At 72.7% G+C, this 13,116-nt stretch carries 15 protein-coding genes; 6 read left to right on the forward strand and 9 right to left on the reverse strand.

Annotated features, from left to right (window positions below; genetic code table 11):
* Positions 1-35 precede the first annotated feature (35 nt).
* Positions 36-1,070: a sphingomyelin phosphodiesterase gene (gene sph, locus K7G60_RS16430; protein WP_263985964.1), complete on the forward strand. Its 1,035-nt coding sequence runs from the start codon at positions 36-38 to the stop codon at positions 1,068-1,070.
* Positions 1,071-1,083: 13 nt separating this feature from the next.
* Here the strand turns inward: sph and K7G60_RS16435 are convergent, their stop codons facing one another.
* Together K7G60_RS16435 and K7G60_RS16440 are read right to left on the reverse strand one after the other, a co-directional pair.
* Positions 1,084-1,602: a hypothetical protein gene (locus tag K7G60_RS16435; RefSeq protein WP_225801651.1), complete on the reverse strand. Its 519-nt coding sequence runs from the start codon at positions 1,600-1,602 to the stop codon at positions 1,084-1,086.
* Positions 1,603-1,694: 92 nt separating this feature from the next.
* A complete protein-coding gene (locus tag K7G60_RS16440; RefSeq protein ID WP_225801652.1) occupies positions 1,695-2,177 on the reverse strand; it encodes a macro domain-containing protein in 483 nt (160 codons plus the stop codon).
* A 101-nt stretch (positions 2,178-2,278) separates the two neighbouring features.
* On the opposite strand from K7G60_RS16440, the gene K7G60_RS16445 reads away from it, so the two are divergent.
* The 3 genes from K7G60_RS16445 to K7G60_RS16455 are packed head-to-tail and all read left to right on the forward strand — an operon-like array spanning position 2,279 to position 3,835.
* Complete coding sequence (locus K7G60_RS16445; RefSeq protein ID WP_225801653.1) at positions 2,279-2,488, forward strand: helix-turn-helix domain-containing protein; 210 nt, start codon at positions 2,279-2,281, stop codon at positions 2,486-2,488.
* A complete protein-coding gene (locus tag K7G60_RS16450; RefSeq protein WP_225801654.1) occupies positions 2,488-3,042 on the forward strand; it encodes a Clp protease N-terminal domain-containing protein in 555 nt (184 codons plus the stop codon). Before K7G60_RS16445 ends, K7G60_RS16450 begins: the two co-directional genes overlap by 1 nt.
* Before the next feature lie 55 nt (positions 3,043-3,097).
* Positions 3,098-3,835, forward strand: a complete 738-nt coding sequence (locus tag K7G60_RS16455; protein ID WP_225801655.1) for a MerR family transcriptional regulator — start codon at positions 3,098-3,100, stop codon at positions 3,833-3,835.
* Here K7G60_RS16455 and K7G60_RS16460 read toward each other — a convergent pair.
* From K7G60_RS16460 to K7G60_RS16475, 4 genes are read right to left on the reverse strand one after another with little or no spacing between them, the layout of a single operon-like run.
* Positions 3,822-5,996, reverse strand: coding sequence for a 3-hydroxyacyl-CoA dehydrogenase NAD-binding domain-containing protein (locus tag K7G60_RS16460; RefSeq protein WP_225801656.1), 2,175 nt, complete (start codon positions 5,994-5,996; stop codon positions 3,822-3,824). The genes K7G60_RS16455 and K7G60_RS16460 overlap by 14 nt on opposite strands.
* Positions 5,997-6,036: 40 nt before the next feature.
* Positions 6,037-7,251, reverse strand: coding sequence for an acetyl-CoA C-acetyltransferase (locus K7G60_RS16465; protein ID WP_225801657.1), 1,215 nt, complete (start codon positions 7,249-7,251; stop codon positions 6,037-6,039).
* Positions 7,252-7,295: 44 nt separating this feature from the next.
* Positions 7,296-8,438, reverse strand: coding sequence for an acyl-CoA dehydrogenase family protein (locus K7G60_RS16470; protein ID WP_225801658.1), 1,143 nt, complete (start codon positions 8,436-8,438; stop codon positions 7,296-7,298).
* The gene (locus tag K7G60_RS16475; protein WP_225801659.1) at positions 8,435-9,580 is read right to left on the reverse strand and encodes a CaiB/BaiF CoA-transferase family protein; all 1,146 of its coding nucleotides are present in this window, start codon (positions 9,578-9,580) and stop codon (positions 8,435-8,437) included. The genes K7G60_RS16470 and K7G60_RS16475 overlap by 4 nt, the downstream gene beginning before the upstream one ends.
* A 233-nt stretch (positions 9,581-9,813) precedes the next feature.
* On the opposite strand from K7G60_RS16475, the gene K7G60_RS16480 reads away from it, so the two are divergent.
* Positions 9,814-11,019 carry a saccharopine dehydrogenase NADP-binding domain-containing protein gene (locus K7G60_RS16480; protein ID WP_263985965.1) on the forward strand — a complete coding sequence of 402 codons (1,206 nt, stop codon included), beginning with the start codon at positions 9,814-9,816 and terminating at the stop codon, positions 11,017-11,019.
* Positions 11,020-11,086: 67 nt separating this feature from the next.
* Here the strand turns inward: K7G60_RS16480 and K7G60_RS16485 are convergent, their stop codons facing one another.
* From K7G60_RS16485 to K7G60_RS16490, 3 genes are all read right to left on the reverse strand, one after another.
* The gene (locus tag K7G60_RS16485; protein WP_225801660.1) at positions 11,087-11,455 is read right to left on the reverse strand and encodes a VOC family protein; all 369 of its coding nucleotides are present in this window, start codon (positions 11,453-11,455) and stop codon (positions 11,087-11,089) included.
* A complete protein-coding gene (gene mmpA / locus K7G60_RS39405) occupies positions 11,452-11,571 on the reverse strand; it encodes a morphogenic membrane protein MmpA (protein ID WP_374115636.1) in 120 nt (39 codons plus the stop codon). The genes K7G60_RS16485 and mmpA overlap by 4 nt, the downstream gene beginning before the upstream one ends.
* 62 nt (positions 11,572-11,633) lie before the next feature.
* On the reverse strand, positions 11,634-12,338 hold the full coding sequence (locus tag K7G60_RS16490) for an endonuclease V (protein WP_225801661.1): 705 nt from the start codon (positions 12,336-12,338) through the stop codon (positions 11,634-11,636).
* A 133-nt stretch (positions 12,339-12,471) separates the two neighbouring features.
* Here K7G60_RS16490 and K7G60_RS16495 point away from each other — a divergent pair, with 133 nt between their 5' ends.
* Entirely contained in the window at positions 12,472-13,068 is a 597-nt protein-coding gene (locus tag K7G60_RS16495; protein WP_225801662.1) for a hypothetical protein, read from the forward strand.
* Positions 13,069-13,116: the final 48 nt, after the last annotated feature.

The raw sequence follows: 13,116 nt of genomic DNA on the forward strand, positions 1-13,116 counted from the left end.
CCAAAGGCTACCGGAAGGTAACCACGGCTGATTGTATGTGCGGCGCCAGTCCAACCCCCCACGTACTCACGGGAGTTCACGTGTCGTTCGCCGCGCTCCGCCGCGCCCCCGGCGCCGCCCTTTCGCTCGCGCTCGCCGCCGCCACCCTGGTGACGGCCGCCCCGGGCGCGACCGCCGCCTCCGCCACGGCCGCCGAGACCCCGCGGCTGAAGGTGCTCACGTACAACACGTTCCTGTTCTCCAAGACCCTGTACCCGAACTGGGGGCAGGACCACCGGGCCAAGGCGATCCCCGCCGCCCCCTTCTTCCAGGGGCAGGACGTGGTCGTGCTCCAGGAGGCCTTCGACAACTCCTCCTCCGACGCGCTCAAGGCGAACGCCGCCGCGCAGTACCCGTACCAGACGCCGGTCATGGGCCGCTCCAAGACCGGCTGGGACGCCACCGGCGGCGCCTACTCCTCCACCACGCCCGAGGACGGCGGGGTGACGATCCTCAGCAAGTGGCCGATCGTCCGCAAGGAGCAGTACGTCTACAAGGACGCCTGCGGCGCCGACTGGTACTCGAACAAGGGCTTCGTCTACACCGTCCTGAACGTGAACGGCAGCCTCGTCCACGTCGTCGGCACGCACGCCCAGTCCACCGACCCGGGCTGCTCCGCCGGTGAGGCGGCGCAGATGCGCAGCCGGCAGTTCAAGGCCATGGACGCCTTCCTCGACGCCAAGAACATCCCGGCGAACGAGCAGGTGGTCGTCGCCGGCGACATGAACGTCGACTCGCGCACCCCCGAGTACGGCACGATGCTCGCCGACGCGGGCCTGGTGGGGGCCGACGCGCGCACCGGCCACCCGTACTCCTTCGACACGGAGCTGAACTCGATCGCCTCCGAGCGCTACCCGGACGACCCGCGCGAGGACCTCGACTACGTCCTCTACCGGTCCGGGAACGCCCGGCCCGCCGGCTGGACCAACAACGTGGTCCTGGAGCAGAGCGCGCCGTGGACGGTCTCCAGCTGGGGCAAGCAGTACACCTACACCAACCTCTCCGACCACTACCCCGTCACCGGCTTCTGACCGGAGCGGCCCCTCAGTAGCGGTACTGCCCGAAGAGGCTGTACAGCCAGGCACCGAGCACCGCGACGACGCAGAGCAGGACGAACCAGGAACCGGGGCTCGTGTGCCGCTCCCTGCGGGGGCGGCGGCCGGGGCGGGCGGCGCGGGCCGCCCGCCCCGGCCCCTCCTTCTTCGCCTTCTCCTCCCTCTCCCCCCGCTCCCCCGGTCTTCCGGCGCGGGACGGCCCCGGCGCGGGGTCGGCGGCCGCGGCGACATCGGCGAGCAGCCGGCGGCAGACGGTCGCGAGCTCCGCCGTCCCGGCCGTCAGGTCGACGACCACCTCCGTACGGGCCGGGGCGGTGGTCCCCCCGTCCAGGATCCGCCCGGCCCGCAGCAGGGCCCGGTCCTTCCCCCCGGTCGGGGCGAGGCTGATCCAGCGGCGCACGTGCTCGCCCCGGATCACCACACCGCCGCCCCGCTCCCGGTAGACGGTGTGCTCCCGCCACAGGACGCCGGCCAACTCGTCGGCCGTCTCCCTGAGTTGCGCGTACATCTCACTCCCCTGTTCCGTGCCCCCGGATCGAACAGCCGCCGACTCTAGCCCGCGCGGCCGGACGCCCCGACGACACCCCGCCCTCGCGCCCCTCAGGCGCCGAAGTCGTACACGGTGACCGGTATCCCCCGTGCCGTCAGCCGCTCCCGGACCAACGGCTCCACCCGGTCCCAGGTGCCGCCGGCGAGTCCGCAGCCGATCCGGGGCATGTGGACCGAGGCCCCCAGCTCGACGGCCTTGTCCGCCAGCAGGCCGAGGGCCGTGTCGATCGCCTCGTACCGCACGGGGACCCCACTGCTCCGGCCGGTGCGGATCCCCCGCTGGCCCACCAGGTTCGCCACCCAGAGGTACGGCGAGACCTGGACGAACTGGGCCGCGCCGAGCCCGAAGTCGTTGCCCGCCCGCTCCCGGTACCAGCGACGGTAGGCCGCCTCGGGCTCCGGCCAGCGCCGGGAGACGGCGAGCACGAAGCCCTTGCCCCAGCCGCCCAGGTCGTTGCAGACGTGGGCGACGATCCGGGCGCCCTTCCCCCGGGGCGCGGTGGCGTCGCCCCGTACGTATTCGATCACGGTCATGGGATCACCGTAGGAGGCGGCACCGACAGCGGGGCGATCCCTCTGACGCCTGACGTCAACCAGGGTTGACATGCTTCCGGATGTCAACCTACATTGACAGCATGACCGATGCGACCGACCTCGCCGCACGGGCCGGCGACCGCGACCCCCGGGTCGGGCTGCGGGCCGTCTCCGCCCTGCGGCGACTGCTGGAACAGCTGGAGGCCGTCCAGGTGCGCAGCGCGCGCGACCACGGATGGTCGTGGCAGGAGATCGCGACCGAGCTGGGTGTCAGCCGGCAGGCCGTCCACAAGAAGTACGGGAGGCAGTGATGTTCGAACGGTTCACGAAGGCCGCGCGCGCCACGGTGAGGGGCGCGGCCGCGTACGCGGAGCGCGGCGGCGCGGCCGTCGTCACCCCGGAGCACCTGCTCCTGGCCCTGCTCGACCGCGAGGACACCCGCGCGGCGGCGGCGCTCGGGCGGCTGTGCCCGCCGGAGCGCCGGCCGTCCCTGCTCTCCGCGCTCTCCGACGCGCGGCGCCGGGGCGGACTGTCCCGGGCGGACGCGGAGGCCCTGGCCGGCCTCGGCATCGACGTCGGCGCGATCGTCGAGCGCGTCGAGGAGGCCCACGGCGCGGGCGCACTGGCCGGCGACCGCAAGGACACCGGGTGGTGGTCGGGCCGCCCCGGCTTCTCCCGCGAGGCGAAGACCGTCCTGGAGAAGTCGCTCCGGGTGGCCCTGGCCCGCAAGGACCGGGAGATCGGCGACGAGCACCTCCTCCTGGCCCTCACCGCCCTCGGCGGCGCCGTCGCCGAGGCGCTGGCCGACCACGGCGTCACCTTCGCCTCCGTCGACACGGCCCTGTCCTCCCCCGCGCCCCTCTGATCCGGTTCCGCCGGGGTCTTTTACAGCGATGGTGAGACAGCAATACTGTTGAACCATGGAGGACGCGAGCGACGACGACCTGGTGCCCGTCTACACGGTGGACGAGCTGGCCGCGCGGGCCGGGGTCACGGTGCGGACCGTGCGGTTCTACGGGACCCGGGGGCTGCTGCCGCCGCCCGTCATCGGCGCGCGGCGGGTGGGGCACTACGGGCAGGACCACCTGTCGCGGCTCGCGCTCATCGAGGAGCTGCAGCGGCAGGGCATGACCCTCGCGGCGATCGAGCGGTACCTGGAGCAGCTGCCGGACGACCTCAGCGCGCAGGATCTGGCCATCCACCGGGCCCTGGTGGCCTCCTGGGCGCCCGAGTCCGCCGAGACGATCACCCGGCGCGAGCTGGAGCGGCGGGCCGGGCGGGCGCTGACCGGGCGGGACGTGGACCGACTGGCCGCCATGGGGGTGCTCGACCGGACGGACGAGGCCGACACGTACCGGCTCGACGGGGCGCTGCTGCGGCTCGGGGTCGAGCTGCTCGACGTGCCCATCGAGCACGAGACGATCCTCGCCTCCCGGACCGTGCTCCTGGAGCACGCCCGCGCGGCCGCCCAGGAGCTCTCCCGGCTCTTCCGGGACGAGGTGTGGAGCCCGTACCGGGAGAACGGGGAGGACCCGGACCACCTGAGCGCGATGAAGTCGCTCTCGGCGCACATGCAGCCGATGGTGGTCCAGGCCCTCCTCACCGCCTTTCAGCGGTCCCTGAGCGAGGAGTTGCGGTCCGCCTTCAGGAGTCGGTGAAGACCTCGCCCCGGTCCGCCTTCTCCACCAGGAGCGCCGGCGGGGCGAACCGCTCGCCGTACGTCTCCGCCAGCTCGCGCGCGCGGGCTACGAAGCCGGCCACTCCGCCCTCGTAGCCGTTGATGTACTGCAGGATGCCGCCGGTCCAGGCCGGGAAGCCGATGCCCATGATGGAACCGATGTTGGCGTCGGCGACGGAGGTCAGGACGCCCTCCTCCAGGAGCCGGACGGTGTCCAGGGCCTCGGAGAACAGCATCCGCTCCTGCATGTCGCGGAACGGGATCTCGTACCCAGGCTTGGTGAAGTGCTCGCGCAGCCCCGGCCAGAGCCTGCCGCGCCTGCCGTCCTCGCCGTACTCGTAGAAGCCCGCGCCGCCGCTGCGGCCGGGGCGGCCGAACTCGTCGACCATGCGGTCGATGACGGCCTCGGCCGGGTGGGTGACCCAGGTGCCGCCCTCCTCCTCGACCGCCTTCCTCGTCTCGTTGCGGATCTTGCGCGGGAGGGTGAGGGTCAGCTCGTCCATGAGGGAGAGGACCTTCGCCGGGTAGCCGGCCTGGGCGGCGGCCTGCTCGATCGAGGCGGGCTCGATGCCCTCGCCGACCATGGCGACGCCCTCGTTGATGAAGTGGCCGATCACCCGCGAGGTGAAGAAGCCGCGCGAGTCGTTGACCACGATCGGCGTCTTGTTGATCTGGCGGACCAGGTCGAAGGCGCGGGCCAGGGCCTCGTCGCCGGTCCGCTCGCCCTTGATGATCTCGACGAGCGGCATCTTGTCGACGGGCGAGAAGAAGTGCAGGCCGATGAAGTCGGCCTGGCGCTCGACGCCCTCGGCGAGGACGGAGATCGGGAGGGTGGAGGTGTTGGAGCACAGCAGGGCGTCGGGGGCGACGACGTGCTCGATCTCCTGGAAGACCTTGTGCTTGAGCGCGGTGTCCTCGAAGACCGCCTCGATGACGGCGTCGCAGCCGGCCAGGTCCGCCACGTCGGCGGTGGGCGTGATGCGGGCGAGCAGTGCGTCGGCCTTCTCCTGGGTGGTGCGGCCCCGGGAGACGGCCTTGGCGCAGAGCTTCTCGGAGTAGCCCTTGCCCTTGGCGGCGGACTCGGCGGAGACGTCCTTGAGGACGACCTCGATGCCGGCGCGGGCGCAGGAGTACGCGATGCCGGCGCCCATCATGCCGGCGCCGAGGACGGCGACCTTGCGGACCTGTCGCTTCTCCACGCCCTTCGGGCGGCTCGCGCCCGAGTTCACGGCCTGGAGGTCGAAGAAGAACGCCTGGATCATGTTCTTCGCCGTCTGGCCGATGACCAGCTCGGTGAAGTAGCGGCTCTCGATGGTGAGCGCGGTCTCGAAGTCGACCTGGGAGCCCTCGACGGCGGCGGCCATGATGGCCTTCGGCGCCGGGTAGGGGGCGCCGTTCAGCTGCTTGCGCAGGTTGGCCGGGAAGGCCGGCAGATTGGCGGCGAACTTCGGGTTCGACGGGGTGCCGCCGGGGATGCGGTGGCCGGGGACGTCCCAGGGCTGCCGGGACTCCGGGTGGGCGTCGATGAAGGCGATGGCCTTGGCCATCATCTCCTCGGCGGTGGCGGCCACCTCGTGCACGAGGCCGTTCTCCAGGGCGCGCTTCGGGGTGTACTGGGTGCCCTGGAGCAGCACCTTGAGGAGGGCGTCGGTGATGCCCATGAGGCGTACGGTGCGGGCGACGCCACCACCGCCCGGCAGCAGGCCGAGGGTGACCTCGGGCAGGCCGATCTTGGAGCCGGGGGCGTCGAGGGCGACGCGGTGGTGGGAGGCGAGGGCGATCTCGTAGCCGCCGCCGAGCGCGGCGCCGTTGATGGCGGCGACGACCGGCTTGCCGAGGGTCTCGATGCGGCGCAGCGCGTTCTTGATCTCGATGGCGGAGTCGAAGATGTCCTGGGCGTGCTCGGGGCCCGCCTTGATCATGTCCTTGAGGTCGCCGCCGGCGAAGAAGGTCTTCTTGGCGGAGGTGTAGATGATGCCTCGGATGGAGTCCTTCTCGGCCTCCACGCGGTCGGCGATCGCCTTGACCGAGGCCCGGAAGGCCTGGTTCATGGTGTTGGCGGACTGGTCGGGGTCGTCGAGGACGAGGGTGACGATCCCGGTCTCGTCCTGCTCCCAGCGGATGGTGGTGCTCTCGCTCATGACTGCTGCTTCTCCGTAAGAAGGGGTGCGGACGGGACGGTCAGACGCGCTCGACGACGGTGGCGATGCCCATGCCGCCGCCCACGCAGAGGGTGGCGAGGCCGTAGCGCTTGTCCTGGCGCTCCAGCTCGTCGACGAGGGTGCCGAGGATCATGCCGCCGGTGGCGCCGAGCGGGTGGCCGAGCGCGATGGCGCCGCCGTTGACGTTGACCTTGTCCAGGGAGAGGCCCATGTCCTTGACGAAGCGCAGGACGACGGCGGCGAAGGCCTCGTTGATCTCGACGAGGTCGATGTCGTCGATGGTGAGGCCGGCCTTGGCGAGGGCCTTGCGGGTGGCCGGGGCGGGGCCGGTGAGCATGATGGTCGGCTCGGATCCGGAGACGGCGGCCGAGACGATCCGGGCGCGCGGCGCGAGCCCGTACCGCTCGCCGACCTCCTTGGAGCCGATGGCGAGCAGCGAGGCTCCGTCGACGATGCCGGAGGAGTTGCCCGCGTGGTGGACGTGGTCGATCTCCTCGACCCAGTGGTACTTCTGCAGGGCGACCGCGTCGAAGCCGCCGAGCTCGCCGATGTCCTTGAAGGACGGCTTGAGCTTGGCGAGGGTGTCGGCGGTGGTGCCGGGGCGCAGGAACTCGTCGTGGTCGAGGACGGTGAGTCCGGCGCGGTCCTTGACGGGGACGATCGAGCGGACGAAGCGGCCGTCCTTGACGGCGGCCGCGGCGCGCTCCTGGGAGAGGGCGGCGTACTCGTCGACGTCGCGGCGGGTGAAGCCCTCAAGGGTGGCGATGAGGTCGGCGCCGATGCCCTGGGGGACGAAGTTGGTCGCCAGGTTGGTCATCGGGTCGGCGAACCAGGCGCCGCCGTCGGAGGCCATCGGGACGCGGGACATGGACTCGACGCCGCCGGCGAGGACGAGGTCCTCCCAGCCGGAGCGGACCTTCATGGCGGCCATGTTGACCGCTTCGAGGCCGGAGGCGCAGAAGCGGTTCTCCTGGACGCCCGCGACGGTGTCGGGCAGGCCGGCGGCGATGGCGGCGATCCGGGCGATGTCGGAGCCCTGGTCGCCGACCGGGCCGACGACGCCGAGGACGATGTCGTCGATGGCGGCCGGGTCGAGTCCGGGGTTGCGGGACTGGATCTCCCGGATGAGCCCGACGACCAGGTCGATGGGCTTGGTGCCGTGCAGGGAGCCGTTGGCCTTGCCGCGTCCGCGCGGGGTGCGGATCGCGTCGTACACGTACGCTTCGGTGCTCACGGGAAGCCTTTCGCGATGGGGGTTCTTCGGGGGTGCGGGGCGGGTCAGCCGAGGAGGGAGCGGCCGATGATCTCCTTCATGATCTCGGTCGTACCGCCGTAGATGGTCTGGATCCGGCCGTCGGTGAAGGCACGGGCGACCGGGAATTCGCTCATGTAGCCGTACCCCCCGTGCAGTTGCAGGCAGCGGTCGGCGACCCGCTTCTGGAGCTCGGTCGCCCACCACTTGGCCATGGAGGCGTGGACGGCGTCGAGACCGCCCTCGCCGTGCTCCTCGATGCAGCGGTCGACGAAGGTCCGGGTGACGGCGCACTCGGTGGCCATCTCGGCGATCTCGAAGCGGATGTGCTGGAGCCGGGAGAGCGGGCGGCCGAACGCCTCGCGCTCCTTGACGTACCGGGTGGTGAGCTCCAGGAGGTGCTCGGCCCCGGCGATGCCGGCGACGGCGATGGCGAGGCGCTCTTGGGCGAGGTTGGTCATGAGGTGGACGAAGGCGCCGTTGAGCTCGCCGAGCAGGTTCTCCTTCGGGACGCGGACGTCGGTGAAGAAGAGTTCGGCGGTGTCCTGGGACTTCTGGCCGATCTTGTCGAGGTTCCGGCCGCGCTCGAAGCCCTCCGCGCCGCGCTCGACGACGAGCAGGGAGAGGCCGTGGGCGCCGCCCTCGGGGGTGGTCCGGGCGACGACGACCACCAGGTCGGCGAGGATGCCGTTGGAGATGAAGGTCTTGGAGCCGTTGAGGATCCAGTGGTCGCCGTGGTCCTCGGCGGTGGTGCGGATGCCCTGGAGGTCGGAGCCGGCGCCGGGTTCCGTCATGGCGATGGCGGTGATCAGCTCGCCTGAGCAGAAGCCGGGCAGCCAGCGCCGCTTCTGCTCCTCGGTGCCGAGCGAGGTGAGGTAGGGGCCGATGATGTCGTTGTGCAGGCCGATGGCGAGACCGGGGGCGCCGGCCCGGGTGAACTCCTCGGCCAGGACGGCGCCGTAGCGGAAGTCGGGGTTGCCGCCACCGCCGTACTCCTCGTCGACGGCGAGCCCGAGCAGGCCCTGCCGTCCGGCGGCGAGCCAGACCTCCCGGGAGACGATGCCGTCCTTCTCCCACTGGGCGTAGTGGGGCAGCACCTCCTTCTCCAGGAAGGTGCGGACGACCGCCCTGAAGGCCTCGTGGTCGGCGGTGTACAGCTGGCGCTTCATGCTTCGGTCTCCTGGGTCTTCAGGGTGGGCACGGCCCAGTCGCGGGCGACGCCGGCGGTGTCGGCACCGGGCAGGGCGGGACCCGTGCGGAGGGTGCCGGGGGTGACGGAGAAGCGGGGTGCGGGGGCGGGCTGCGCGATCCCGTCCCGCTCGGTGAAGGTGGCGCGGGCCGCGAGGTGCGGATGGGCGGGAGCCTCGCGGAGGGAGAGGACGGGAGCGACACAGGCGTCGCTGCCGTCGAAGACGGCGGTCCACTCCTCGCGGGTGCGGCTCCGGAAGCGGTCGGCGACGGCCTTGCGCAGCTCGGGCCAGCGGGCGAGGTCGTGGCGGGCGGCGGCGACCTCCTCGGCGCCGAGGAGGCGCACGAACTCGGCGTAGAACCGTTCCTCCAGGGCGCCGACCGCCATGTGGCCGCCGTCGGAGGTCTCGTACACGCCGTAGAAGGGGCAGCCGCCGTCGAGCAGGTTGACGCCCCTGCGGTCCTGCCAGCCGCCGGCCGCGAGCATGCCGTGGATCATGGTGGTGAGGTGCGCGGTGCCGTCGACGATGGCGGCGTCGACGACCTGGCCCTCGCCGTGCGTCCGGGCGTGCTGGAGGGCGGCGAGGACGCCGATGACGAGGTAGAGGGAGCCGCCCGCGTAGTCGCCGACGAGGTTGGCGGGGACGGTGGGCGGGCCGTCCGGGTCGGGGCCGAACATGCCGAGGGCGCCGGTGATCGCGATGTATCCGATGTCGTGTCCTGCGGTCGGGGCGAGCGGGCCGTCCTGGCCCCAGCCGGTCATCCGGCCGTAGACGAGGCGCGGGTTGCGGGCGAGGCAGGCCTCGGGGCCGACGCCGAGGCGTTCGGCGACGCCGGGCCGGTAGCCCTCGACGAGGATGTCGGCCCGCTCGACGAGGTCGAGCACGGTGGCGGGGCCGTCCTCGGCCTTGAGGTCGACGAGGACGGAGCGCTTGTTGCGGTTGGTGAGGTCGCGGGCGGGGTCGATGCCGATGCCGGCGCCGCCGGGACGGTCGACGCGGACGACGTCGGCACCGAGGTCGGCCAGGAGCATGGCGGCGAAGGGGCCGGGGCCGATCCCGGCGAGTTCGACCACGCGCACGCCCGTGAGCGGGCCGTTGCGGGCGGTGTGCGTCGTGCTCATCGAGCCCCCAGATACGTGTGACACCAATGCTGTAACACCGAAGATGCTAGGAACGTGTTCCACTCGGCACAAGCCCCCGGACCGAGCAAGCGCTTGGAAATTCCGGAGGCCCGGGGTCCGGGGCCCGTCTTCCGGATCGGGCCGGATCCGGGAGCGGGAGTCCGCCCCCGGTTCCGCTATCCTCCGCCGACGACAACCGCGCGGCGACGCGGTACGGCCGAGATGAGGGCTTGATGGAGACAGGGGCGGGCGTGGGGCGCGAGACCGGAGCCAGACCGTACGACGTGGTCCTCTTCGGGGCGACCGGCTTCGTGGGCGAGCTCACCGCGGAGTACCTGGCCGAGCACGCCCCCGCGGACTGCCGCTGGGCGCTCGCCGGGCGCAGCCTCGGCAAGCTGGAGGCCCTGCGGGACCGGCTTGCCGCCGGACGGCCGCGGCTCGCCGCCCTGCCGCTGCTCGTCGCCGACTCCGCCGACCCCGGCTCGCTGCGCGAACTCGCCGAGTCCGCTCGGGTGGTGGCGACCACGGTCGGGCCGTACGTCTGGCACGGTGAGGGGCTGGTCGCGGCCTGCGCGGAGGCGGGCACCGACTATCTGGACCTGACGGGCGAGTCCGAGTTCGTGGACCTCATGTTCGTGCGGCACGACGCGCGCGCCCGGGAGACCGGCGCCCGGATCGTGCACGCCTGCGGCTTCGACTCCGTCCCGCACGACCTGGGCGTGTACTTCACCGTCCGGCAGCTGCCGGAGGACGTACCGCTGCGCGTCGACGGCTTCGTCCGGGCGGGCGCCGCCTTCTCCGGCGGCACCTTCGCCTCGGCGCTCACCGCGTTCGGCCGGGGCCGGGAGATCCTGCGGGCCGCGCACGAACGGCGGCTGCACGAACCGCGCCTCGTGGGCCGCCGGGCCCGCGCGCCCCTGGGCGGACCGCGGTTCAGCCGGGAGACGGGCACCTGGGCGCTGCCGCTGCCGACGCTCGACCCGCAGGTCGTGGCCCGCTCGGCCGCCGCCCTCGAACGCTACGGACCGGACTTCCGCTACCGGCACTACGCCTCCGTGAAGACCCTCCCGATGGCCCTCGGCGGCACGGCCGCCATCGGCGCGAGCGTCGTCGCCGCCCAACTGCCGCCGGTCCGCTCCTGGCTGATGGGACGTTACTCGTCGGGCCAGGGCCCGTCGGCCGAGCGCCGCGCCCGCAGCTGGTTCTCGGTCCGGTTCGTCGGCGAGGGCGGCGGGCGGCGGGTCTTCACCGAGGTCTCCGGCGGCGACCCGGGCTACGACGAGACGGCGAGGATGCTCGCCGAGTCGGCCCTCTGCCTCGCCTTCGATCCCCTGCCGAAGACGGCGGGCCAGGTGACGACGGCGGTGGCGATGGGCGACGCCCTGATCGGCCGGCTGCGGGCGGCGGGCATCCGCTTCCGGGTGGCGCACCGGAGTTGAGGCGTGTCCTTTCGGATCAGGCCGCGAGCCGGCCGGTCCGGAGGACGGGCCCGGGCGACGCCTCGGATCAGGCGCGGACGAGGCGGAAGGGGTGGCCCGCCGGGTCGGCGTAGACGCGCCAGGAGGGCGCCTCGCCCCCGTCGAGCGGCGTGGCCCCGAGCGTGAGCACGGCCGCGTGGGCGGCGGCCGGGTCCCCGACCCGTACGTCCAGGTGGAACTGCTGCTCGGGCGCGCCCCAGACGGGCGGGCGGTGGTCGGCCACGCTCTGGAAGGCGAGCACCGGGCCGCCCTCGTCGCACAGTACGGCGGAGTCCTCTCCGACGGCGAGCGCCGGGTCGGGGCAAGCGATCTCGCCGCCCAGCAACCCCTGGTAGAACGCGGCCAGTTCGCGGGCGTCCGGGCAGTCGAGGACGGCGCAGCGCAGGCGTCCGATCATCCGAGCGTCCAGTCCGCGATGACGTACAGGATGGCGCAGGCCCAGGCGAGGGCGGAGACCCCGGCGACGGCGAGGGCGGCGGTGAGGCCGCGGGGTGCGGGAACGCGAGCTGTCATGGACCCCACTCTGCCGTGGGGGTGTGACAACGGGCATCCGTACGGGTACTCACCCGGGGTACTCAGACGGATCCGAGTGACTCCTGCGCCTCCCTGAGCGCCTTGCGGCAGAGGGAGTCGGCGTGACGGGTGGTCTCGGGCACGCGGTAGCGCGGGGAGAGCAGCAGGGTGTGGGCGCAGGCGTTGTCGAGGGAGACGCGGTGGCCCACGGAGACGTAGACGGGCTTGACCCCGGCCTGGGTCCGCAGGGCCCTGCCGACCTCCTCCCCGTCGGCGAGGAGCGGGGCGAAGTCGCCGCGGGCGTCGCCGGGCCGGTCGTACGTGAAGGTGAAGGGGTTCTTGGCGACGCCGATGGACGGCCGTCCGGTGAGCACCCCGAGGTGGCTGGCGAGGCCGAAGCGGCGGGGGTGGGCGAGGCCGTAGCCGTCGCAGACCAGCAGGCCGGGGTCGGCGGTCAGGGCGTCGAGCGCGGCGAGCACGGTCGGGATCTCACGGAAGGCGAGGAGGCCGGGGACGTACGGGAAGGAGACCCGGCCGACCGCCGTGGCCTCCTCCACCACGTCGAGGGTCCGCGCGTCGAGCACGACGGCCGCGGCGGCGACGAGGTCGCGCTCGTCGTCGTAGGCCACGTCGAGCCCGGTGACGTGCCCCTCCCCCGGCGGCGGCCCGCTCTCCCCGAGCACGAGCCGCCCCCGCAGCTCCCGCTGCACGTCCCGCGCGGCGTCCTCGTCGGCGGGCCAGCCCGCCGGAATCCCGATGATCGTCATGACGGGTCACCCTAGGGGGTGCTCCGGTCCCGGATGACGGCGGGAAGCGGCGGTCGCCGGCGTGCCCGGTCTCCTGTCGGACACCGCTGTTACGTTGAAGCGAGGATCTTGCTTCGACCTCTGGAGGGGGCGCATGTACGACGCACGGCTCGCCGAGTTCTCCCGCGAGCGGCTGGACGGCCGGCCGGTACCCGACGATCTGCGCGTGCTGCTGGTGGCCCAGTGGGAAGGCCGCACCGACTTCGCCCGCCTTCTCGACCTCGAATTCTTCGAGGCGGGAGAGGTTCACCCGCTCCTGGACACCGGCTACCTGAGCGAAGAGGAACTCGCGGACCCGGAGATGCAGGCCGTCAACGCCGGAGCCGCGGAGATGGCCGGGCACGTCAAGCTCGTGGCGAAGGGCGGAAAGGGGTGGGTCGGCTACTGGCTGCACCCCGACGAGCCCTCGGACCGTGCCTGGCCCCTCATAGAGCTGGACACCGAATTCACCTTCTGGAGCATGGCCGGCCTCACCCTGGCCGAGGGGGCCGCCGCCGAGCAGGCGGGTCACCAGGACGAGCCCGACCAGCGCATCGCGTTCGCGGAACTGGCCGCCGAACTCGCCGGGCTCGGCCTACCGCTGAGCACCCGGGACCGCGACGCCCTCGACGACACGGCGTACGCGGTGGACCCGGAGGCGCTCATGGAGGAACTGATCGAAGCCGAGCGCGAGAGGCGCGGTCTTCGCTGAGCGCAGGCCCCGGCGCCCCGGGCGCCACCGGGGGCACGGGTAGCCTGG

Origin of the sequence: Streptomyces sp. NK15101 (genome assembly GCF_020400725.1) — a bacterium.
Lineage (GTDB): Bacteria > Actinomycetota > Actinomycetes > Streptomycetales > Streptomycetaceae > Streptomyces.

Bases quoted from the DNA above. Each gene is read 5' to 3' on its own strand.
- K7G60_RS16455 (WP_225801655.1), top strand. From the start codon at position 3,098: ATGGAGGACGCGAGCGACGACGACCTGGTGCCCGTCTACACGGTGGAC.
- K7G60_RS16495 (WP_225801662.1), top strand. From the start codon at position 12,472: ATGTACGACGCACGGCTCGCCGAGTTCTCCCGCGAGCGGCTGGACGGC.
- mmpA (WP_374115636.1), bottom strand. From the start codon at position 11,571: ATGACAGCTCGCGTTCCCGCACCCCGCGGCCTCACCGCCGCCCTCGCC.
- K7G60_RS16440 (WP_225801652.1), bottom strand. From the start codon at position 2,177: ATGACCGTGATCGAATACGTACGGGGCGACGCCACCGCGCCCCGGGGG.
- K7G60_RS16490 (WP_225801661.1), bottom strand. From the start codon at position 12,338: ATGACGATCATCGGGATTCCGGCGGGCTGGCCCGCCGACGAGGACGCC.
- K7G60_RS16480 (WP_263985965.1), top strand. From the start codon at position 9,814: ATGGAGACAGGGGCGGGCGTGGGGCGCGAGACCGGAGCCAGACCGTAC.
- K7G60_RS16485 (WP_225801660.1), bottom strand. From the start codon at position 11,455: ATGATCGGACGCCTGCGCTGCGCCGTCCTCGACTGCCCGGACGCCCGC.
- K7G60_RS16470 (WP_225801658.1), bottom strand. From the start codon at position 8,438: ATGAAGCGCCAGCTGTACACCGCCGACCACGAGGCCTTCAGGGCGGTC.
- K7G60_RS16460 (WP_225801656.1), bottom strand. From the start codon at position 5,996: ATGAGCGAGAGCACCACCATCCGCTGGGAGCAGGACGAGACCGGGATC.
- K7G60_RS16435 (WP_225801651.1), bottom strand. From the start codon at position 1,602: ATGTACGCGCAACTCAGGGAGACGGCCGACGAGTTGGCCGGCGTCCTG.
- K7G60_RS16475 (WP_225801659.1), bottom strand. From the start codon at position 9,580: ATGAGCACGACGCACACCGCCCGCAACGGCCCGCTCACGGGCGTGCGC.
- K7G60_RS16445 (WP_225801653.1), top strand. From the start codon at position 2,279: ATGACCGATGCGACCGACCTCGCCGCACGGGCCGGCGACCGCGACCCC.
- sph (WP_263985964.1), top strand. From the start codon at position 36: ATGTGCGGCGCCAGTCCAACCCCCCACGTACTCACGGGAGTTCACGTG.
- K7G60_RS16450 (WP_225801654.1), top strand. From the start codon at position 2,488: ATGTTCGAACGGTTCACGAAGGCCGCGCGCGCCACGGTGAGGGGCGCG.